This window comes from Streptomyces sp. NPDC093221, assembly GCF_044753885.1.
Classification (GTDB): Bacteria; Actinomycetota; Actinomycetes; order Streptomycetales; family Streptomycetaceae; genus Actinacidiphila.
The window spans coordinates 211,138-231,698 of the sequence record NZ_JBIVOA010000006.1 but is presented as its reverse complement, the minus strand read 5'-3'; the positions used below and the strand labels follow the sequence as shown (position 1 = coordinate 231,698).

Here is a 20,561-nt window from a genome sequence, read left to right as displayed (position 1 = left end):
CCGCCGCCCCGCGCGGCTACAGCCTCGTGGCGTAGAAGGCGACGGCCGACGCGGCGGCGACGTTGAGGGAGTCGACGCCGGGGGCCATCGGGATGCTGACCCACTCGTCGGCGGCGCGCAGGGCGTCCACGGAGAGGCCGTCGCCCTCGGTGCCGAGCATGAGGGCGAGTTTGGGGTAGCGGCGGGCGGCCAGTTCGTTGATGGTGATCGACTTGTCGGCGAGGCAGAGCGCCGCGGTGACGAAGCCCTGCTGGCGGAAGCGTTCGATGTCCTTGGGCCAGGAACTCAGGCGGGTCCAGGGGACTTGGAGGACGGCGCCCATGGAGACCTTGACGGCGCGCCGGTAGAGGGGGTCGGCGCAGCGCGGGGAGAGGAAGACGGCGTCCACGCCGAGGGCGGCGGCGCTGCGGAAGGCGGCGCCGAGGTTGGCGTGGTCGACGATGTCCTCGAAGATCGCGACGCGGCGTCCGGCGCCCTGGGCGGGGGCGGCGGCGAGCAGGTCCTCGGCCGTCGGCAGCGGCTTGCGCTGCATGGAGGCGAGGGCGCCCCGGTGCACGTGGTAGCCGGTGACCTGCTCCGCGAGGTCGGGGCTGACGGCGTAGACGGGAGCGGGCACCTCGTCGATGACATCGCGCATGACGTCCACCCACTTGGCGGACAGCAGCATCGAGCGCATGCGGTAACCGGCGTGCCGGGCCCGCCTGATGACCTTCTCGCCCTCGGCGATGAAGAGACCTTCGGCGGGTTCGCGACGCCGCCGCAGGTCCACGTCGGTCAGCGACGTGTAGTCGTGCAGGCGCGGGTCGTCGGGGTCGTCGATCGTGATGAGCTCAGCCACAGCCTGATACTGCCCTGTCCTCCGGCACCTGCCAACGGCGCATCCACAAGCCGTTCACCGGCCGGTACGGCCCTGCGCGACGCCGCCGCCCACGGTGACCACGTCGCCGATCACGATCACGGCGGGGGGACGTACGCCTTCCGCTTCCACGACGTCCGCGACGGTCGCCAGCGTGGCGTCCACCCGGCGCTGCGCGGCCGTCGTGCCCTCCTGCACCACGGCCACGGGTGTGTCGGCGGACCGGCCGCCCGCCACGAGCGTCGCCGCGATCGGGCCGATCCGCTCGACCGCCATCAGCAGCACGAGGGTGCCGCGCAGCCGGGCCAGCGCCGTCCAGTCGACCAACGAGCGCGCGTCGTCGGGCGCGACATGGCCGCTGACCACCGTGAACTCGTGGGCCACACCCCGGTGCGTGACCGGGATACCGGCCGCGCCCGGCACGCTGATGGAGCTGGAGATGCCGGGTACGACGGTGACCGGGACACCGGCCGCGGCCAGCGCCTCGGCCTCCTCCATACCGCGCCCGAAGACGTACGGGTCGCCGCCCTTGAGCCGGACCACGGCCTTGCCCGCCCTGGCGTGCTCGATCAGCGCGCTGTTGATGGCCTCCTGGGCCATCGCCCGGCCGTACGGGATCTTCGCCGCGTCGATCACCTCGACGTGCGGCGGCAGTTCGTCCAGCAGGTCGCGCGGGCCGAGCCGGTCGGCGATCACCACGTCCGCCTCCGCCAGGAGGCGGCGTCCGCGCACCGTGATCAGGTCCGGGTCGCCGGGGCCGCCGCCGACCAGCGCCACGCCCGCCGTCCGCGTCCGGTGGTGCGGCGCCACCAGCGTGCCGTCCCGCAGCCCCTCGACGACCGCGTCCCGTACCGCCGCCGACCGCCGGGGGTCCCTGCCGGTCAGCACCGCCACCGTCACGCCCTCCGAACGGCCCGTCGCGGGCGTCCACGCCGTGGCCGCCTCCGCGTCGTCGCTGCGCACGCACCACACCCGGCGGGCCTCCGCCTCTGCGGACGCCGCCGCGTTCGCCGCCGCGTCGGTGCTCGCCACCAGGGCGTACCAGGCGCCCTCCAGGTCCCCGTCCTCGTACGGCCGCCGCTCCCAGCGCAGCTCGCCCGCGTCGGCCATCGCCTCCACCGACGGCGTCGCCGTCGGCGACACCACCACGATGTCCGCCCCCGCCGACACCAGCGCCGGAAGCCGCCGCTGCGCCACCTGGCCACCGCCGACCACCACGACGCGCCGTCCGGCGAGGCGCAGCCCTACGGGGTACGCCGGGGCGTCCTTGCGATCCATGCGGTCCGGCTCCTTCTCAACGGTTTCCACTGCGTGCGGCGATCCTACGTTTCGGCCCCGGCCCCGGTCGGCCCCACCGTGCCCGGCCGCGCGCTTCCCCCCGCCCCTCCGGGACGCGTCCTCTTCCGCAGAAGGGTGAGCCGTCCTTCTTGGGGGCGCGGGGAATCGCGCGGCCGACCACGACGCACCGCCACTGTGCACGCCACAACGGGCGGCACCCCCTCGGGGCGCGGGGAACCGCGCGCTCGGCCAGGACGCACCGCGAGACTGTGCACACCACAGCAGGCGGCACCCCCTGGGGCCACGACCGCGCCGCCGGGGTGCATGCAGCCGTAAGCGGCACCCCCCTGCGGGGAGGAGGAACAGGGCCCGGGGAGGGCCTGAGCTTCAAGCGGGGGCACCCCGTGCGGGGGCTACCCCTTCTCGGTGACGCCCGCCGCGTCGAAGGTGGCGACTTCGTGCATGACGCGCGCCGCGCTCTGGACGAGGGGCAGCGCGAGCAAGGCCCCGGTGCCTTCGCCGAGGCGGAGGTCGAGGTCGACGAGGGGCCGCAGCCCCAGCGTGGTGAGCGCGGCGACATGCCCGGGCTCGGCGCTGCGGTGCCCGGCGATGCAGGCGGCGAGCACCTCGGGAGCGATCGCGCGAGCGACCAGGGCGGCGGCACCGGCGCTGACGCCGTCGAGGATGACGGGAGTACGGAGGGCCGCGGCGCCGAGCAGGAGCCCGACCATGGCGGCGTGTTCGAGACCGCCGATGGCGGTGAGGACGCCGATGGGGTCGCCGGGGTCGGGCCGGTGCAGGTCGAGGGCGCGCCGGACGACCTCGACCTTGCGGGCGTGCATCTCGTCGTTGATGCCGGTGCCGCGCCCGGTGACCTCGGCGGGGTCGACGCCGGTGTAGACGGCGATGAGGGCGGCGGACGTCGTGGTGTTCGCGATGCCCATCTCGCCGGTGAGCAGCGCCTTGTTGCCCGCGGCGACGAGGTCGCGGGCGGTCTCGATGCCGACCTCGATGGCGCGCAGCGCCTCTTCGCGGGTCATCGCGGGCCCCGCGGTGAAGTCGGCGGTGCCCGCGCGGACCTTGCGCGGCAACAGCCCCGGGGTGCTGGGCAGTTCGGAGGCGACGCCGACGTCCACGACGCAGACCTCGGCGCCGACCTGGTTGGCGAAGGCGTTGCAGACGGCGCCGCCGCCGAGGAAGTTGGCCACCATCTGCGCGGTAACCTCCTGCGGCCACGCGGTGACGCCCTGGGCGTGCACCCCGTGGTCACCGGCGAAGATCGCCACGGCCGCGGGCTCGGGAATCGGCGGCGGGCACTGCCGCGAAAGCCCGCTGAGCTGCGCGGAGATGATCTCCAGCATGCCCAGCGCGCCCGCCGGTTTCGTCATCCGCTTCTGCCGCTCCCACGCCTCGCCGAGCGCCTTGGCGTCCAGCGGGCGGATGCCGCGCAGCGTCTCTTCCAGCAGGTCGTGCGGCTCCTCGCCGGGCAGCGCGCGGTTGCCGTACTCCTCGTCGTGCACGACCCACGACAGCGGGCGGCGCTGCGACCACCCGGCCTGCATCAGCTCGGGCTCGTCGGGGAATTCGTCGACGTACCCGACGCACAGGTAGGCGACGACCTCCAGGTGCTCGGGCAGGCCGAGCTCGGTGACCATCTGGCGCTCGTCGAAGAAGGAGACCCAGCCGACGCCGAGTCCTTCCGCGCGGGCGGCGAGCCACAGGTTCTCCACGGCGAGCGCGGAGGAGTACGGCGCCATCTGCGGCTGCGTGTGGCGGCCGAGGGTGTGCCGGCCGCCGCGGGTGGGGTCGGCGGTCACCACGATGTTGACCGGGGTGTCGAGGATCGCCTCGATCTTCAGTTCGCGGAACTGCCGTGCCCGGCCCTTGGGGAGCGACTTGGCGTACGCCTCCCGCTGCTGCATGGCCAGTTCGTGCATCTTCTCGCGGGTCTTCGCCGACCTGATGACGACGAAGTCCCACGGCTGCGAGTGCCCGACGCTGGGCGCGGTGTGCGCCGCCTCCAGGACGCGCAGCAGCACGTCGTGCGGGATCGGGTCGGACCGGAAGCCGTTGCGGATGTCTCGCCGTTCGCGGATCACCCGGTGCACGGCGTCCCGGACGGCGGGCTCGTACGCCTCCGCCGCGGGCCCCTGCTGCGGGGCGACCGCGACCGGCAGCGGCTGGGCCTCTTCGGCCTCGGCGACAGCGGCGGCGACCGGCTCGGGTGCGACGGGCTCGGGTGCGACGGGCTCCGCGACGACGGCCTCGGGGACGGTCTCAGGGGCGGCCTCGGGTACGGCCTCCACGGGCGCGGCCTCGGCTTCGGGAGTCGCCTCGGGCGCGGTCTCGGCCGACTGCGCCGGAGCAGCGGCCTGTTCCGGTACGTCCGCCGGTTCCGGCTCGGCGACCGGCTCGGCCGCGGCGGGCGCGGGCGTCCCCTCGGCGGGCGTCTGCCGGACGGCCTCCACGGGTACGGCTTCCACGGGCGCGGCCTCGGCCGGTGCCGCTTCCACCGGTACGGCCTCGGGCAGCGGCGCCGGAGCCTGTACGGCCGCCGACGGCTGCTCCTCGGGCGCGACGTGCGGCGCCTCCTGCTCGGCCGGGGCCGCGGGCGCGGCCTGCTCGGGAGCGGGCGCGTACTCGGCTGCGGCGGGCTGAGCGGGCGGCACGGGCCGGACCGGCTCGACGGCCACGGCCTCGGGCTGCGCGGCGGGTTCGGGGACGGCCACCGGCGCCGGGGCCTGGGCCGGGACGGCGGCGACCGGGGCGGCGGCCGGAGCCGCGGTCTCCTCCGGCGCGTCGTCGGGCGCGAGGAACGCGCGCAACGGGTCGGCGGGCCGCGGCGGGACGACGCTGTCGGCGTGCGGGATCAGCGACGGCTGGGAGGCGGCGGGGGCGGCGGGCCAGCCGCCGACCTGCTCGGCGCCCGCCGTACCGGAGGCGGGAGTCCGGTCCGCGGCCTCGCCGGTCTGCTGGGCCGGGATGCCGGAGGTGTCGTCCTGCGGCACGTCGAGGTATTCGGGGCCGGAGGTCGGCGGGCCCGAGGCCCGTACCGGGGTCTGCGCCGGTGCCTGGGCGTGCGCGGGACCGCGGTCGGCCAGGGAGCGTACGGAGACGCCCCCGCCGATGCTGTCGGGCATCGGCGGGCCCATGTGCAGCGGGCGGCGCGGCGCGGCGGTCTGGGCGGCCTGGGCGCCGGCCGGCTGCGGCACACCGGCAGACGGCATCGGGACCGCGCCCGTGTCGCCGGGGCCGGCGAACTCGGCGGCCGGGGCCGCGTGCTCGGTACCGGTGTCGAAGCCGTAGCCGGGCGCCGGATTCCCCGCACCGGGCGTCGCGGCCTCGGCCACGGGCGGCACGGCCGGGGGCAGCGCCTCGCCGCCCTGCTGAGCGGCCTGCTGGACGTCCTGGGCCACGCCCTGCGGGAGCGGCTGCGGCGCGAGCACCGCCGCGTAGTCGATGGAGCCGGAGTCCCGGCCGCCCGCCTCGTGCGCGTCGGCGTGGGCCGGTACGGGCTGCGGCGGCACCGGCTGCGGGTCGCTCCAGGACCCCTGCGGGCCCGGCATGAGCAGCACGTCGTCCTCGTCGTCGATGCCCGCGCCGGGAGCGGCGGGCTGGTCGAGGTACGTGTACGCGGGTGCGCCCTGTTCGTCGGGAAGCGGTTCCGCGCCCCAGCCGGGGACGGACGGCTGCGGTACGGCAGTGCCGGGAAGCTCGGAGTGCGGCTGGCGAACCGCTTCCCCGACTGCGTTCTCCGGCAGCCCCTCGCCGGGGATCCGACCGGTGTCCGTCATGCGTGCCCCTCGCCCATCGGTTTCGCTCCTTCCAGCGCTGCACCGCGCGCGGCCCGACCCCCTCACGCAAGAGAACGAGCGTGCGGAGCAGCGGGCACGTGAGCGCCGGACGCCGCGGTTCTCGACGACCCGTCAACGCACGACGACGGCACAACGATCCGCCAGCCTACCCCGCTCGGCGCGGCGGCCCGTCCGGTGGTCCGCACCTCGGGACGCCCCGCGTACGATGCCCCGACACACGTCCGCGACCGGCGCAAACGCCTTCTGCGCAGGCGTTTTTGATCATGCACAGATCAGCGGCGCGTGCCGCAGAGGGCAAAGGTCACCGAGCGTTCCCGCTCGGCCCACTCGGAATCCAGTTCGACGGATTGCAGGAGAGCGCGTTCCACCTCGTAACCGCCTTCCTCCAGTGCCCTGCTGACCGCTTCGGCCTCGTCGCGGGTGGTCGCGCCGGTCACGATCCGCTCCGGGCGGCGGGCCGCGCAGGCGGCCGTCACCTCGGCGTCGACGCACCCGATCCGTACCGCGTCGGGCTCCGGAAGGTCGTCCAGCACCTGGGGCGCCGGGCCGTGTACGACCTGGAGTTGGACCCCGGCCCTGCGGCCGGTGGCGGTGATCCAGTCGCACGCGTCGGCGTCCCGGTCGACGGCGATGACGGCGGCGCCGAAGCGCGCGGCCTCGACGGCGACGGCGCCGTCCGCGGAGCCGATGTCCCACACGAGGTCGCCGGTGCGCGGGCCGAGCCGGGCGAGTTGGAAGGCGCGCAGATGCGCCGAGGTGTCGCCGCCGTATTCGGACGAGGGCAGCGCCCAGCCGCGGACCGGGCCGGGAAATCCGGGGTCGCGCCCGGCGATCCAGCCGCCGCGCTCCGCCGACGGTACGCCGAGACCGGCCGCTCCCGAACCGGCGGAGGTGGTGCCGCCGACGACCAGGACGACGTTCGGATCGCGCCAGATGTGGTCGGCGACGTTGTCGGAGGTGAGAACTGTCACCTGTTCCTGCTCGGTGCCGAGCGCTTCGCAGATGACGAAGGTGCGGTGGACTCCGGTGAGCAGCAGGGAGAGTTCGACCGGGCCCGCGCCGGGCGCGGTGAGCACGGCGACCTTCGGGTAGGCGCGGCAGACGTTGACCGCGCGGCGCAGGGAGCGGCCGTGCGCGACCACCACGCGGGCGTCGTCCCAGGGCATTCCGGCGCGGGCGAAGGCGGTGGCGACGGCGGAGACGCCGGGGATGACCTCGATCTCCAGGCCGTGTTCCGGCGCCCGCAGCGCGCGGACGACGCCGAAGAAGCCGGGGTCGCCGTCGGCGAGTACGACGGCGCTGCCGCGGTGCTTGGCGATCCTGCGGGCGGCGATCTCGATGCTGCCCAGCACGATCCGCTCGGCGTGCTCGGGGACGTGCGACAGCGCGAGATGGTGTTTGGTGCCCGCGACCAGGGTGGCGGCGTTCAGTGCGGCGCGGGCCGCGTCGGACGGAGGTGAGCCGTCCCATCCGATCACGGTGACCCGGTCGGCCATCGTCGTCTGCCTCCATGGCTGTGCGGATCGCTGCGGACCAGGTCACGGCACGGCGGCGTGGCGCGCCCCGGTCCCGGGGGGAGAACACTATCCGGGCCCGGGTGCCCGGGGACGAGGCGAGGGGGCAGGTATCCGCCACGGCGTCCTCGGAGCCGGTGGACGGGAGGGCTCAGCGCCAGTCGGCGTACGCGCTGAAGTCGGCGTGGGCGTCGTATCCGCCGTCGCCGGAAGCCTGGCCCGGACCCTCGTCCAGGTCCTCGGGCAGCACGCTCCACACCAGCAGGTCGGTGCGGATCTCGGCCCAGCGGCCGTCCTCGGTCTGGCTGCGGACGATGCCCGCGTTGCGCAGTACGCCCTCGCTGACGCAGCCGATCTTCTGCGCGACCTGCTGGGAGGCGGTGTTGTCGGCCGCGGTGCGCAGCTCCAGCCGTTCGAAGCGCTGGTCGGTGAAGAGCCAGTGGCAGACGGCCTGCACCGATTCGCTGGCGTATCCCTCGCCGCGCGCCCAGGCGGCGGTGAGGTAGCCCACCTCGCTGCCGCGGATCCGCCAGTCGGTGTTGTGCAGGTGGACGGTGCCGACCAGCCGCTGGGTGAGGAATTCGGTGACGGCCAGGACGATGCCGCGGCCGGACTCGCGCTCGGCGGGCGCGGTCCTGGTGACGAACGCGCGGGCGTCGTCCTGCGAATACGGCTGCGGTACGCCGGTCCACGCGATGATCAGCTCGTCGTTCATCATCTCTGCCAGGGCGGGGATGTCGGCCTCCTCGTACGCGCGCAGCACCAGCCGCTCCGTACTGATGGAGATGTCCGGAAAGGTGGGCGTCATTCGCTGCTCCGTAACCAGGGCATGTGTGGATTGCACAGCATGCAGCATCCCGCACGGCATGGGCCGGGCAGGGTCGCCGGGGCGGGAGTGGGGTGCGCGGCGGCGAACGCCCTTCCAGAGTAGGGCGAATGCCGGTCAGGGCGGGTATCCGTGAACGTCATCCGATCCTGCTACCGTCAGCCCGCGTGACAGTGCACCACGCAGCAGGAGTCGGCTATCAACGGGCAGCGGAGGTCTACGAGAGCTCCCGGCCCTCCTATCCGCTCGCCGCGCTCGCCGCGCTGGCGGACGCGTTGCCCCTGGAAGCGGGCCGTACCGTGGTCGATCTCGGCGCGGGCACCGGTAAGTTCACCCGTCTGCTGGCACTGACCGGGGCCGAGGTGCTCGCGGTGGAGCCGGTGAAGGAGATGCGGGAGCGGCTCGCCGAGCTGCTGCCCGCGGTCGCGGTGAACGCGGGGACGGCGGAGACGACGGGGCTGCCCGACGGCTGCGCGGACGCCGTGGTGGCGGCGCAGTCCTGGCACTGGTTCGAGGAGCCGGCCGCGCTGACCGAGGTGGAGCGGCTGCTGCGGCCGGGCGGCGCGCTGGCGCTGGTGTGGAACACCTTCGACACCTCGGAGCCGTGGATGCGCGACTTCCAGGACATCTACTTCCGGCTGGCGCCGCGCGATCTGCCCCGCCCGCCGCTGTCCTCCGGCCTCGGCGACGCGGGCTGGCGCAAGCCGTTCGAGTCGCGGCCCGGCTGGGGGGCGATCGAGGAGCGGCACTGGCCCAATCCGCACTCCACGACGGTCGCGGACATCGTCGACCGGATGATGTCGTCCAGCCATATCGCCGTCCTCGACGCGACCGCGCAGGGGCGGGTGCGCGCGGAGTTGGAGGCGGTGCTGGGGGCGCACCACGCGACGCGCAGCAGCGGCGCGATCGAGATGCCGTACGTGACGGACGTGTACTGGGTGCGGCACGGCTGAGGCCCCGCGCCCTCGGGGGGAGCGGGGCCCGTGCGCGGCGGTCAGGCCGCCGGGGCGCCGAAGGCCGGTATCACCGAGCCCTTGAAGGTCGTCTCGATGTACTGCTTCACCTCGGGCGAGTTGAGCAGTTCCGCGAGCTTCTTCACGCGCGGGTCGTTCTCGTTGCCCTTCTTGACGGCCAGGAAGTTGGCGTACGGGTTCCCGTCCGCCTTCTCCAGCGCCAGCGCGTCCTTGGCCGGGCTGAGATCGGCCTGGATCGCGTAGTTGCCGTTGATCACGCCCGCGTCCACGTCGTCCAGGGAGCGCGGGAGCTGGGCGGCCTCCAGCTCCTTGAACTTCAGGTGCTTCGGGTTGGCCGTGACGTCGGCGGGGGTCGCGGTCTGGTCGGTGCCCGCCTTGAGGGTGATCAGGCCGTTGTCGGCGAGCAGCTTGAGCGCGCGTGCCTCGTTGGTCGTGTCGTTCGGTACGGCGACGCTCGCGCCGTCCTTGAGCGCGCCGATCGACGTGATCTTGTGGGAGTACAGGCCCAGCGGCTCCAGCTCGACGTTGACGACGGGCACGATGTGGGTGCCGTTCTTCTTGTTGAAGTCGTCCAGGTAGGGCTTGTGCTGGAAGAAGTTCGCGCCGACCTCGCCCTGCTCGGTGGCGGTGTTGGGCAGCACGTAGTCGGAGAACTCCTTGACCTGGAGGTCGAGTCCGGCCTTCTTCGCCAGGTGGTCCTTGACGTAGTCGAGGATCTGCGCGTGCGGGGTGGGGCTCGCCGCGACCACGAGCGGGCCGCTGGTGTCCTTGGCGCTCGTCTTGGAGTCGGAGTCGGAGCCGCAGGCGGTGAGGCCGAGCGAGAGCGCGGCGGCGGCGAGGACGGCGGCGGTGATGGTGGTGTTCTTTCGCACGAAAAGTGCCTCTTTCTGGTTTATCCGGGTCGTGCTGGGTGGTACGGCGCCGCGACGCTGCGGTGCCAGGGGGACAGAAGCGGGTCGGGACGGGAGAGTCGGGCGGTCAGGAGGCTGTCGCCGGGCGCAGCAGGCGCAGCCGGGGGGCCGCGCCGGACCGGCCGCGGCGGGCGACGGTGCGGGCGGCGAAGTCCCCGACGAGCTGGACGAGGGTGACCACGACGACGAGCACGGCGACGATCACCCACATGAAGCCGGTCTCGAAGCGCTGGTAGCCGTAGCGCAGCGCGAGGTCGCCGAGGCCGCCGCCGCCGACCACCCCGGCCATCGCGGAGTAGCCGATCAGCGCGATGACGGTGGTGGTGGCGCTGGCGATCAGTGAGGCGAGCGACTCCGGCAGCAGCACCTTGCGGACCACCGTCCACGTACTGCCGCCCATCGCCTGGACGGCCTCCACCAGGCCGTGGTCCACCTCGCGGACCGCCGTCTCGACCAGCCGGGCGAAGAACGGGATCGCGCCGACGGCCAGCGGGACGACGGCCGCCTCCCAGCCGATGGTGGTGCCGACGATCGCCCGGGTGAAGGACATCAGGGCGATCATCAGGATCACGAACGGCAGCGACCTGCCGATGTTCACGACGACGCCGAGGACGCGGTTGACGGGCAGACAGCGCAGCAGGCCGCCCCGGTCGGTGAGGACCAGCAGGACACCGATCGGCAGCCCCGCGGCCACCGATATGACCGTGGCCCAGGCGACCATGCGCAGCGTCTCACCACCCGCCTGCGTGAGCAGCGGGTGCATCTCGGACCAGGTCACTTCGCCGTCTCCCCGACCGTGTTCCCGGCCTTCTCCCCCGCCGTGGTCCCCACCGTGTTCCCCGCCGTGTTCCCCGCCGTGTCTCCTGCCGCGACCGGCTCGGCCTTGGCGGCGACGACGGCGACGTCCAGGCCCTGCTCGCGCAGGTAGCCGATCGGCACCACGTTGTCCTCGAAGCGGCCCGGCAGCTCGATCCGCATCCGGCCGATCTGCCGTCCGTCGTAGGTCTCCATGGCCGCGCCGAGGATGGAGATGTCCACGTTGTACGTGCGGGCCAGCCGGGAGATCACCGGCCGGGTCGCGCTGTCGCCGTGGAAGGTGAGGTCGACCACCGTACGGTCGGGGCCCGACGCGTCGCCGTCCACGGGGAACAGCTCGTCGGCCAGCTCGGAACCGGGGGTGGCCAGCAGTTCGGCCACGGTGCCTGACTCCACTACGCGTCCGCCTTTCATGAGTGCCGCCGAGTCGCAGACCTGCTTGACGACGTCCATCTCGTGGGTGATCAGCAGGACGGTCAGGCCGAGCTGCCGGTTGAGGTCGCGCAGCAGCCGCAGCACGGACCGGGTGGTCTCCGGGTCGAGCGCCGAGGTGGCCTCGTCGGAGAGCAGCACCTTGGGGTCGCCCGCCAGGGCGCGGGCGATGCCGACGCGCTGCTTCTGGCCGCCGGACAGCTGCGCGGGGTAGGCGCGGGCCTTGTCGGACAGGCCGACCAGGTCGAGGAGTTCACCGGCCTTGCGGGCCCGCTGGCGGCCGGAGATCCCCAGGATCTCCAGCGGGAGTTCGACGTTGTCCTGCACGGTGCGCGAGGAGAGCAGATTGAAGTGCTGGAAGACCATGCCGATCCCGGCGCGGGCGGCGCGCAGGGCGGCGGGGGCGCGGTCGGAGCGTCCGGCCAGCGCGGTCAGGTCGCGGCCCGCCACCTCGACGGTGCCGGAGGTGGGGCGCTCCAGCAGGTTCACGCAGCGGATCAGGGTGCTCTTGCCCGCGCCGCTGCGGCCGACGACGCCGTAGACCTCGCCTTCGCGTACCCGCAGGTCCACCCCGTCCAGGGCGGTGACCTCACGGTCGCGCGAGCGGTAGACCTTTCTCAGGTCGGTGGTGGTGATCACAGGAGCGTCCATCGGGGTCGAGCGCGCGGCGGACGTACCACCGCACACGGGGGCGTTCTTCTCGGGACGCGGCACGCGGCGGCACACCGGAAAGGGCGGCGGGCCTCAAAGGATTTCGGCGGCGCTCTGGGCGCTGCGCCGGTGCGTGACGCGGGGCACTCGCTTCGGGGCGCGAGGCGTGGAGGTGGGCCCTCGGTCAGTCACACATTCGACACGCACAACGAACACCGGGCGTGATCGCCTCGGTCGCGCGGCTGCGGCTGTTCGTCGTGGTCATGCGTTCCAGTAAACCAGACGGGCGGCCGCGTTCCGAAATCCGGTCCGATTGTTCATTATGCGGACACACTCACGAGGCCGCCCCGGCGGGCGGCCGGGCGGGCGGGGACGGGAGATCCGGGCGGGCAGGGGTGGGAGATCCGGGCGTCACGCCCCGTAATAGAGTCGCCGCATGCTCGACGCGGTCCTCATCACGGTCTCGGTCACGGCGCTGCTGCTCGCGGCGTGGTGCGGTTTCGCCGCGTACCGTGACCAGCCGACCAACGACTGGCACTTCATCGCGATGGCCGTGGTCACCGCGGCCGCGCTGGTGCAGCTCGTGATCGCGATCGTGCAGCTCGCCCGCGGCGACCGGCCGCAGCACGGGATGGCGGTCTTCCTCCCGTATCTGCTGGGCGCGGCCGTGACGATCCCGGCGGCGGCCTTCATGTCCCTTGCCGAGCGGACGCGTTGGGGCTCGGCGATCGTGGCGGCCGGCGGCGTGGTGCTGGCCGTGCTCGAACTGCGGCTCAACGAGATCTGGGGAGCCGGCCATGGCTGACGGCACACGCGCGACACGGGCACGGGCACGGGCACGGGCACGGACGAAGACGCTGACGAAGGGCACGGACGGCATGAAGGACACGGGGGACGGCACCGCGGCCGAGGCGGCCCAGGACGCGCCGGGGACGCGGATCGGCCAGGGCCCCGGCCGGCTGCTGCTCTCGCTCTACGCGGTCTTCACCGTCGCGGCGCTGTCCCGGTCGATCGTGCAGATCGCGACCAAATACCACGAGGCACCGCTGGCGTACGTCCTGTCGGGCGTCGCGGGCGTGGTCTACGCGGTGATCACCGTCGCGCTGTGGAAGGGCGGCGAGGCGGCCCGCAAGGTGGCGCTGGTGTGCTGCTCGGCCGAGCTGGCCGGTGTGATCGCGGTGGGCACCCTGACGGTCGTGGACTCCTCGGCCTTCCCCGACGCGACCGTCTGGTCGGACTTCGGGATCGGCTACCTCTTCCTGCCGCTGGCCCTCCCCGTGGCCGGTCTGCTGTGGCTGCGCCGTGCCGCCCGCGAGGCGGGGCGGCCACAGGAACAGCAGACCGGGTCCGGGGCCTGATCCGTACGCGAGGCGCCGTGGATCGCGGCTCAGGCGGTGGCCGCGTAGCCCGCCGTGGCGGCGGCCTTCTCCATGGTCACCAGGCTCAGCCGACGGCTGACCGGCTCCGCGGCGCCCACCTGCTCGTAACCGAGCTTGCGGTACATCCGCAGATTGACCTGGCTGCGGTGGCCGGTGAAGAGCCGGTAGCGCTTGGCCTCCTCCTCGGCCGCCAGTCGCTCCTCGACGGCGTTGAGCAGCCGCCCGCCGAGGCCGTGTCGTTGAAGTCGCGGGTGGACGATCAGTTTCCCGATCCGCGCGGTGCCGTCGTCGTCGACGACTCCGCGTACCGAGCCGACGACCTCGTCGCCCAGGCGCGCCACCAGGACGCACCCCCCGGCGAGTTCGGCACGCAGCTCGTCCAGGGTCTGGGTGAGAGGTTCGATGCTGTAGTCGCCGTACAGCTCCGCCTCGCTCTGGTAGCAGAGGTACTGGAGTTTGAGGATCTTCTCGGCGTCCGAGTGCTCCGCCGTAGAGATGGTCACGCTCATGCCCATGCGCGCAGGCCTCCCCTTCGAATCCGTCCGGGCAGTTTGAGGGTGAGGTATGCGCCCGGAACGAGTGCCTGAACGGAGTTGGTGCGGATATGCGCCGCCTCCGTGGCGCCGATGATCGCACAAACCCTTCGGTGGGGTACCGCCTGCGCCCCACCCAGTTCAGTCTCGTACGGGCGCGCCAAGGGTGCCCACTGCCGCCGACTGTTTACCGTGCATTACCCCGTCTCACCGGGGATCCAACCCTCGAATTCAGGATCGTCCGAAGACAGCCGAGGCAGCGCGACCTCAGCGGTCCGATGCTGCCCTGTGAGATTCCCAACTCGCGGGAGATTTCCCGGTAAGTGGGGTCGGAACGGGACATCAGGGCCGTGACGACCTGCGGGCAGCGGCCGGGCAGCCGCCGTACCGCGGCCTGGACCGTACGGTGTTGCTCCGCCGCCAGCACCAACTCCTCGACCCCGCGCAGCTGCGCGGGCGGGCCCGCGGCGTCCGGGTCCCCGTACGGGCGTTCGCTGCGGATGCGGCGGGCGTGGGCGCGGGCCTCGGCGCGGACCGCGCGGCGCACCCAGCGGTCCGGCTCGGGCGGCGGGCCGCCCAGTTCCAGCAGCCGCAGCCAGACGGCCTGTTCGAGGTCGGCGGCCTCGACACCGCCGCCGGGCAGCGCCTCGGCCGCGGCCTCGGCGGCCAGCAGCGGCCCGAGCGGCGCGTAGGGGTCCGCGGGAGCGTCCGCGGGACGGCGGGCGCGGTCGTCGGTGTGCGGGGCCGCGGACAGGTCGGGGTGGTCCATGGGGATCTGCATATCCGCTGGCACGAGACGGCCGCGCCGGACGGTTGCCCGGCGCGGCCGTTTTCACCACATGGAGTGGCGGTGGCGGTTCAGGACGTCGGGGTTCGGGACGTCCAGAAGTCCTCGCGGGCCAGTACGGCGGTGTCGGCGTTGTCGGTGAACAGGCCGTCGATGCCGGTCGCGAACCACGTCTTGAAGGCGGCCAGCGGGTCGCCGTACGCGTTGGGGTCCGTGCCGACCTGGAAGTCGGCGGGCAGGAACTGGTTCTCGTTGCGCGCGGTGAAGGGGTGCAGCACCAGACCGGCCTTGTGCGCGTCCTTGACGACGGCGGTGGGCCGGAGCAGCCTGCCCGAGGCGTCGCGCGGGATGATCACGTCGGTGGTCGGGCCGATGCCCTGGGCGAATCCGGCGATCCAGCGCAGCCCGGCCGGGGTGACGAGGTCGGCCACGGTCCGCTTGTCGCCGGAGACGACGAAGTCCCAGGGCCGCGAGGTGAGGCCGTTGAGCAGGAAGATCTTGGGCGCGGCGCCGCCGAGCGCGCCGAGCCGCTGGAGGCTCTGCGCCTCGAAGGACTGGAGGAACTGCGGGGCGTCGGCGCGGTGCCTGCCGTACTGCTTGAGCAGCTTGATCAGCCGCTCCTCCAGCGGCAGGCCGATGCCGCGGAAGTACGTGGGGTGCTTGGTCTCGGTGTGCAGCCAGACCGCCTTGCCGCGCTTGCGGCCCTCGCGGTCGGCCCAGGCCAGCACCTCCTCGAAGGTGGGGATCGCCCAGCGGCCGTTGTAGACGGTGTTGCGCTGGCGGACGGCGGGCAGCCGTTCGACGGCGCGCAGCCGCTTGAGTTCGGCGAGGGTGAAGTCCTCGGTGAACCAGCCGGTGGTGGGGGTGCCGTCGATGGTCTTGGTGGTTTTGCGGCCGGCGAACTCCGGGTGGTCGGCGACGTCGGTGGTGCCGCCGATCTCCGGTTCGTGGCGGCAGACGAGGTGGCCGTCCCTGGTGGGTACGACGTCCTGCTCGACGACGTCCGCGCCGATCTCCAGCGCGTACTCGTAGGAGCCGAAGGTGTGCTCGGGCCGGTATCCGGCGCTGCCGCGGTGCCCGACGATGGTCGGGACCGGCAGCTTGGGCGCGCCGCCGTGGCCGGGGGCGCCGTGCCCGGGCCGGGCGGTGGACTGTTCCCGGGCCTGCGCCGTACCGGCCGTGCCGAGTACCGCGCCGCCCGCGCCGAGTGCCGCCGCGGACAGGACAGCGCGCCTGCCGAGGCCGGTCTTGTGCTGGTCATCCGTCATGCGCGCATCGTGCCGCGAAAGTCTGTCGCCCCGTCGACATCAGCCGTAACACACACCTAACGCGTGTCAACACTGCGTAGCGGACGTGTGAACCCGGCGTGCGGCGGGGCCCCGCGCGGAAGTATCGTCCTTGTGTACGGTGCGGCGTCCCGCGGTCCCGCCGGTCCTGCGGTCAGGCTGCCGTCGTACCGCGACATCGCAGCACCGCCGCCGTCCGTCCCGCCCAGGCGTGTCCGAACCGGAGGATCCGTTGTCCCGCATGTCCCGCAGCTTGCTCAAGGCGATTCTCGGAGTGCTCATGCGCGTCCTGTACCGCCCCGTGGTCGAGGGCGTGGACGGCATCCCCGGTGACGGTCCGGTGATCCTGGCCGGGAATCACGTCACCTTCGTCGACTCGATGTTCCTGTCGCTGGTGGTGGACCGGCAGGTGTACTTCATCGGCAAGGACGAGTACGTGACGGGCAAGGGCGTCAAGGGCCGGCTGATGGCCTGGTTCTTCACCACCTGCGGCATGATCCCGGTGGACCGGGACGGCGGCCACGGCGGTGTCGCGGCGCTGATGACCGGCCGCCGCGTGCTGGACGAGGGCAAGATCTTCGGCATCTACCCCGAGGGCACCCGTTCCCCCGATGGCCGTCTGTACCGCGGCCGGACCGGAATCGCCCGGTTGGCCCTGATGACCGGCGCCCCGGTGGTGCCCTTCGCGATGGTCGGCACCGACAAGGTGCAGCCCGGCGGCAAGGGGATGCCCCGGATCGCCCCGGTCACCATCCGCTTCGGCTCCCCGCTGACTTTCTCCCGCTACGAGGGCATGGACCGCGACCGGTATGTGCTCCGCGCCCTGACCGACGAGGTCATGAGCGAGGTCATGCGGCTCGGCGGCCAGGAGTACGTGGACATCTACGCGACGAAGGCCAAGGCCGCCTGATAGGGCGGGGGCCGCGCCCGGCGCCCGCCGTGACATGGCGGGTTCGCGGGGGCCGGTCTCGCGGCTGACCATGGCCGGTTCGGCGGCTCGCCGCGGCCGGCTGATCGCGGGCGTCGACGACTGGACGGACTGCCTGATGCTGATGCAGCCCGGCCAGGTCGACGCGGCCTCGACCGACGACACCATCCTGATCGGACTGGCCGCGCAGACCCCAACACCAAACCGATCGGCCCGCGTTTCACCGATGAGCCGCCCAGTACCGCGACTAGACGGCGTCGCCGTCCGCCCCGTCCCAGGCGTGCGCCCAGGTGTGCTGCACCGTCAGATCCGCCTTGATCTCGGCGAGTTGTACGGCGACGGCGGCCGGCGCCGTGCCGCCGCGTCCGTTGCGGGAGGCCAACGCGCCGGGGACGTCGAGGACATGGCGTACCTCGGGCGTCAGATGCGCGGAGATCTTCGCGAACTGCTCGTCGGTGAGCTGGTCGAGTTCGATGCCCTCGGCCTCGCAGACCTTGACGCACTCCCCCGCGACCTCGTGCGCGACCCGGAAGGGCACGCCCTGCTTGACCAGCCACTCGGCGATGTCGGTGGCGAGCGAGAAACCGGCCGGTGCCAGGGTCTCCATCCGCTCCCGGTGGACGGTGAGCGTGGCCATCATGCCGGTGAACGCCGGGAGCAGCACCTCCAGTTGGTCGCAGGAGTCGAACAGCGGCTCCTTGTCCTCCTGGAGGTCGCGGTTGTACGCGAGCGGCAGCGCCTTGAGCGTGGCCATCAGTCCGGTGAGGTTGCCGATGAGCCGTCCGGACTTGCCGCGCGCCAGCTCCGCGATGTCGGGGTTCTTCTTCTGCGGCATGATCGACGAGCCGGTGGAGAAGGCGTCGTGCAGGGTCACGAAGGAGAATTCCTTCGTGTTCCACAGGATGACCTCTTCGGCGATCCGGGAGAGGTTGACGCCGATCATCGCGGTGACGAAGGCGAATTCGGCGGCGAAGTCGCGGGACGCCGTGCCGTCGATGGAGTTGCCCACCGAGCCGTGCTGGAAGCCGAGTTCCTTGGCGACGGCCTCCGGGTCCAGGCCGAGCGAAGACCCGGCGAGCGCGCCGGACCCGTACGGGGAGACGGCCGTGCGGTCGTCCCACTGCCGCAGCCGCTCCGCGTCCCGTGACAGCGCCTGTACGTGGGCGAGCACGTGGTGTGCGAAGAGCACGGGCTGGGCGTGCTGGAGGTGGGTGCGGCCGGGCATCGCGGTGTCCGGGTGCGCCTCGGCGAGGCCGACCAGCGCGCTCTGGAGGTCGGCGATGAGCCCGCCGATGGTCCGCGCGTGGTCGCGCAGGTACATCCGGAAGAGCGTGGCGACCTGGTCGTTGCGCGAGCGTCCGGCCCGCAGCTTGCCGCCGAGGTCGGCGCCGACCCGCTCCAGCAGGCCGCGTTCCAGCGCGGTGTGCACGTCCTCGTCGGCGATGGTGCCGGCGAAGTCGCCGGAGGCCACGTCCGCTTCGAGCGCGTCGAGTCCGGCGATCATCCGGTCCAGCTCGTCGGCGGTCAGCAGCCCCGCCTTGTGCAGCACCCGGGCGTGCGCGCGGGAGCCCGCGATGTCGTACGGCGCGAGCCGGAAGTCGAAGTGCACGGAGGCGGAGAGCTTGGCCAGCGCCTCGGCGGGGCCGTCGGCGAACCGGCCGCCCCACAGCCGCAGGTTGTCGTTGCCGCCGCCGGAGCCGCCGGTGTTCGTGTCCGTCACTTCGTCAGGTCCCGCTTCGCGGCGATCTTGCTGGACATGCCGAAGATCTCGATGAAGCCCTTGGACAGCGACTGGTCGAAGGTGTCGCCGGTGTCGTACGTCGCCAGGTTGAAGTCGTACAGCGACTCGCCGGACTTCCGGCCGGTGACGACGGCCCGGCCGCCGTGCATGGTCATCCGGATGTCGCCGGAGACGTGCTCGTTGGCCTCGGCGATGAAGCCGTCGAGCGCCCGCTTGAGCGGGGAGAACCACAGGCCGTCGTAGACCAGTTCGCCCCAGCGCTGCTCGACCTGCCGCTTGTACCGGGCCAGTTCGCGCTCGACGGTGACGTTCTCCAGCTCCTGGTGCGCGGTGATCAGCGCGATGGCGCCCGGCGCCTCGTAGATCTCACGGGACTTGATGCCGACCAGCCGGTCCTCGACGATGTCGATCCGGCCGATGCCCTGGGCCCCGGCCCGCACATTGAGCTGCTGGATGGCTTCGAGCACGCTGACCGGCTTGCCGTCGATGGCCACCGGGACGCCCTGCTTGAAGGTGATGACCACCTCGTCGGCCTCGCGCGGCTCGGCCGGATTCTGCGTGTACTCGTACACGTCCTCGATCGGCGCGTTCCAGATGTCCTCCAGGAAGCCGGTCTCGACGGCCCGCCCGAAGACGTTCTGGTCGATGGAGTACGGCGACTTCTTGGTGGTCGCGATCGGGAGGTTCTTCTCCTCGCAGAAGGCGATGGCCTTGTCGCGGGTCATCGCGTAGTCGCGGACCGGCGCGATGCACCTCAGGTCGGGCGCCAGCGAGGAGATGCCCGCCTCGAACCGCACCTGGTCGTTGCCCTTGCCGGTGCAGCCGTGCGCGACGGTGGTGGCGCCGTGCTTGTTGGCTGCGGCCACCAGGTGCTTCACGATGGCCGGCCGCGACAGCGCGGACACCAGCGGATACCGGTCCATGTAGAGGGCGTTGGCCTTGATCGCCGGGAGGCAGTACTCGTCGGCGAACTCGTCCTTGGCGTCCGCGACCTCGGCCTCGACCGCCCCGCAGGCGAGCGCCCGCTTGCGGATGACGTCCAGGTCCTCGCCGCCCTGGCCGACGTCCACCGCGACCGCGATGACTTCGGCGCCGGTCTCCTCGGCGATCCAGCCGATGGCGACGGACGTGTCCAGACCGCCGGAGTAGGCGAGTACGACGCGCTCGGTCACGGGGCTCTCCTTACGATGCATACGCTGACTGGTATAAGTATGCACTCGACCGTATGCTTCGTCAACGCGGCAGGTCAGAGGGGTGTGAGACCGTATAACCGGCCGGTCCGGAGCTATGCCTCGCCCTGGGCGAGGCGGAGCAGGTGGTCGGCGAGTTTCTGGCCGCCGGCCGGGTCGCGGCTGATCAGGACGACGGTGTCGTCGCCCGCGATGGTGCCGAGGATGTCGTAGACCTCGGCCTGGTCCATGGCGGAGGCGAGGAACTGGGCGGCGCCGGGCGGGGTGCGGACGACGACGAGGTTGGCGGACGCCTCGGCGGAGATGAGGAGTTCGGCGGCCAGGCGCCGCATGCGCTCTTCCTTGACGGACTCGCCGAGCGGGGCCTGCGGGGTGCGGAAGCCGCCCTCGGAGGGGACGGCGTAGATGAGTTCGCCGTCATTGGTGCGGATCTTGACCGCGCCGAGTTCGTCGAGGTCGCGGCTGAGCGTCGCCTGGGTGACGCTCAGCCCGTCGTCGGCGAGCAGCTTGGCGAGCTGGCTCTGCGACCTGACCGGCTGGCGGCCGAGGATGTCCACGATCCTGCGGTGCCGCGCGGTACGGGTCTGCGGTACGGCCTGGCTGCCGTTGTGCTGCTGCGCCTCGGTCATCGTCGTGTCAACTCC

18 protein-coding genes are annotated in these 20,561 nt (G+C 72.6%); 4 read left to right on the top strand and 14 right to left on the bottom strand.

Translation table 11 applies throughout. The features are described 5' to 3' along the window. Positions 1 to 16: 16 nt before the first annotated feature. The 5 genes from ACIQCJ_RS23830 to ACIQCJ_RS23810 form a co-directional block, all read right to left on the bottom strand. Positions 17 to 838, bottom strand: coding sequence for an RNA methyltransferase (locus ACIQCJ_RS23830; protein WP_355332605.1), 822 nt, complete (start codon positions 836 to 838; stop codon positions 17 to 19). Between the two features lie 54 nt (positions 839 to 892). Then, positions 893 to 2,134: a uroporphyrinogen-III C-methyltransferase gene (gene cobA, locus ACIQCJ_RS23825; RefSeq protein ID WP_355332608.1), complete on the bottom strand. Its 1,242-nt coding sequence runs from the start codon at positions 2,132 to 2,134 to the stop codon at positions 893 to 895. Between the two features lie 413 nt (positions 2,135 to 2,547). Further along, positions 2,548 to 5,928: a nicotinate-nucleotide--dimethylbenzimidazole phosphoribosyltransferase gene (gene cobT / locus ACIQCJ_RS23820; RefSeq protein ID WP_402712449.1), complete on the bottom strand. Its 3,381-nt coding sequence runs from the start codon at positions 5,926 to 5,928 to the stop codon at positions 2,548 to 2,550. A 293-nt stretch (positions 5,929 to 6,221) separates the two neighbouring features. Continuing rightward, positions 6,222 to 7,445 (bottom strand): precorrin-6y C5,15-methyltransferase (decarboxylating) subunit CbiE, encoded by a 1,224-nt coding sequence (cbiE, locus tag ACIQCJ_RS23815; RefSeq protein ID WP_401307028.1) that lies wholly within the window; start codon positions 7,443 to 7,445, stop codon positions 6,222 to 6,224. Positions 7,446 to 7,614: 169 nt separating this feature from the next. Beyond that, positions 7,615 to 8,271 carry a GNAT family N-acetyltransferase gene (locus ACIQCJ_RS23810; RefSeq protein ID WP_401307025.1) on the bottom strand — a complete coding sequence of 219 codons (657 nt, stop codon included), beginning with the start codon at positions 8,269 to 8,271 and terminating at the stop codon, positions 7,615 to 7,617. A 185-nt stretch (positions 8,272 to 8,456) separates the two neighbouring features. Between ACIQCJ_RS23810 and ACIQCJ_RS23805 the strand changes: the two genes are divergently transcribed. Continuing rightward, positions 8,457 to 9,242 (top strand): class I SAM-dependent methyltransferase, encoded by a 786-nt coding sequence (locus tag ACIQCJ_RS23805; protein WP_355332619.1) that lies wholly within the window; start codon positions 8,457 to 8,459, stop codon positions 9,240 to 9,242. 41 nt (positions 9,243 to 9,283) lie between these two features. Here ACIQCJ_RS23805 and ACIQCJ_RS23800 read toward each other — a convergent pair whose 3' ends face one another. The 3 genes from ACIQCJ_RS23800 to ACIQCJ_RS23790 all read right to left on the bottom strand — a co-directional run bounded on the left by ACIQCJ_RS23800 (position 9,284) and on the right by ACIQCJ_RS23790 (position 12,061). After that, complete coding sequence (locus tag ACIQCJ_RS23800; protein WP_402712448.1) at positions 9,284 to 10,135, bottom strand: MetQ/NlpA family ABC transporter substrate-binding protein; 852 nt, start codon at positions 10,133 to 10,135, stop codon at positions 9,284 to 9,286. A 106-nt stretch (positions 10,136 to 10,241) separates the two neighbouring features. Further along, positions 10,242 to 10,952: a methionine ABC transporter permease gene (locus tag ACIQCJ_RS23795; RefSeq protein WP_355332624.1), complete on the bottom strand. Its 711-nt coding sequence runs from the start codon at positions 10,950 to 10,952 to the stop codon at positions 10,242 to 10,244. Next, entirely contained in the window at positions 10,949 to 12,061 is a 1,113-nt protein-coding gene (locus tag ACIQCJ_RS23790) for a methionine ABC transporter ATP-binding protein (RefSeq protein ID WP_402712447.1), read from the bottom strand. Before ACIQCJ_RS23790 ends, ACIQCJ_RS23795 begins: the two co-directional genes overlap by 4 nt. Positions 12,062 to 12,509: 448 nt before the next feature. On the opposite strand from ACIQCJ_RS23790, the gene ACIQCJ_RS23785 reads away from it, so the two are divergent. Beyond that, positions 12,510 to 12,878 carry a hypothetical protein gene (locus ACIQCJ_RS23785; RefSeq protein ID WP_401307017.1) on the top strand — a complete coding sequence of 123 codons (369 nt, stop codon included), beginning with the start codon at positions 12,510 to 12,512 and terminating at the stop codon, positions 12,876 to 12,878. A gap of 73 nt (positions 12,879 to 12,951) precedes the next feature. Next, entirely contained in the window at positions 12,952 to 13,431 is a 480-nt protein-coding gene (locus tag ACIQCJ_RS23780; protein ID WP_355333557.1) for a hypothetical protein, read from the top strand. A gap of 29 nt (positions 13,432 to 13,460) precedes the next feature. Here ACIQCJ_RS23780 and ACIQCJ_RS23775 read toward each other — a convergent pair whose 3' ends face one another. The 3 genes from ACIQCJ_RS23775 to ACIQCJ_RS23765 all read right to left on the bottom strand — a co-directional run bounded on the left by ACIQCJ_RS23775 (position 13,461) and on the right by ACIQCJ_RS23765 (position 16,040). After that, positions 13,461 to 13,967, bottom strand: a complete 507-nt coding sequence (locus ACIQCJ_RS23775; protein WP_355332631.1) for a GNAT family N-acetyltransferase — start codon at positions 13,965 to 13,967, stop codon at positions 13,461 to 13,463. A 205-nt stretch (positions 13,968 to 14,172) separates the two neighbouring features. Continuing rightward, positions 14,173 to 14,754: a sigma-70 family RNA polymerase sigma factor gene (locus ACIQCJ_RS23770; protein WP_402712445.1), complete on the bottom strand. Its 582-nt coding sequence runs from the start codon at positions 14,752 to 14,754 to the stop codon at positions 14,173 to 14,175. 89 nt (positions 14,755 to 14,843) lie between these two features. Then, positions 14,844 to 16,040 (bottom strand): glycerophosphodiester phosphodiesterase, encoded by a 1,197-nt coding sequence (locus tag ACIQCJ_RS23765; protein WP_402712444.1) that lies wholly within the window; start codon positions 16,038 to 16,040, stop codon positions 14,844 to 14,846. Positions 16,041 to 16,299: 259 nt separating this feature from the next. Between ACIQCJ_RS23765 and ACIQCJ_RS23760 the strand changes: the two genes are divergently transcribed. Further along, positions 16,300 to 16,968 carry a lysophospholipid acyltransferase family protein gene (locus ACIQCJ_RS23760; protein WP_355332639.1) on the top strand — a complete coding sequence of 223 codons (669 nt, stop codon included), beginning with the start codon at positions 16,300 to 16,302 and terminating at the stop codon, positions 16,966 to 16,968. 265 nt (positions 16,969 to 17,233) lie between these two features. Here the strand turns inward: ACIQCJ_RS23760 and argH are convergent, their stop codons facing one another. From argH to ACIQCJ_RS23745, 3 genes are all read right to left on the bottom strand, one after another. Then, positions 17,234 to 18,706, bottom strand: coding sequence for an argininosuccinate lyase (gene argH / locus ACIQCJ_RS23755; RefSeq protein WP_402712443.1), 1,473 nt, complete (start codon positions 18,704 to 18,706; stop codon positions 17,234 to 17,236). Then, positions 18,703 to 19,899, bottom strand: coding sequence for an argininosuccinate synthase (locus tag ACIQCJ_RS23750; protein WP_355332643.1), 1,197 nt, complete (start codon positions 19,897 to 19,899; stop codon positions 18,703 to 18,705). The genes argH and ACIQCJ_RS23750 overlap by 4 nt, the downstream gene beginning before the upstream one ends. 113 nt (positions 19,900 to 20,012) lie before the next feature. Beyond that, the gene (locus tag ACIQCJ_RS23745; RefSeq protein WP_188280110.1) at positions 20,013 to 20,546 is read right to left on the bottom strand and encodes an arginine repressor; all 534 of its coding nucleotides are present in this window, start codon (positions 20,544 to 20,546) and stop codon (positions 20,013 to 20,015) included. Between the last annotated feature and the right edge of the window lie 15 nt (positions 20,547 to 20,561).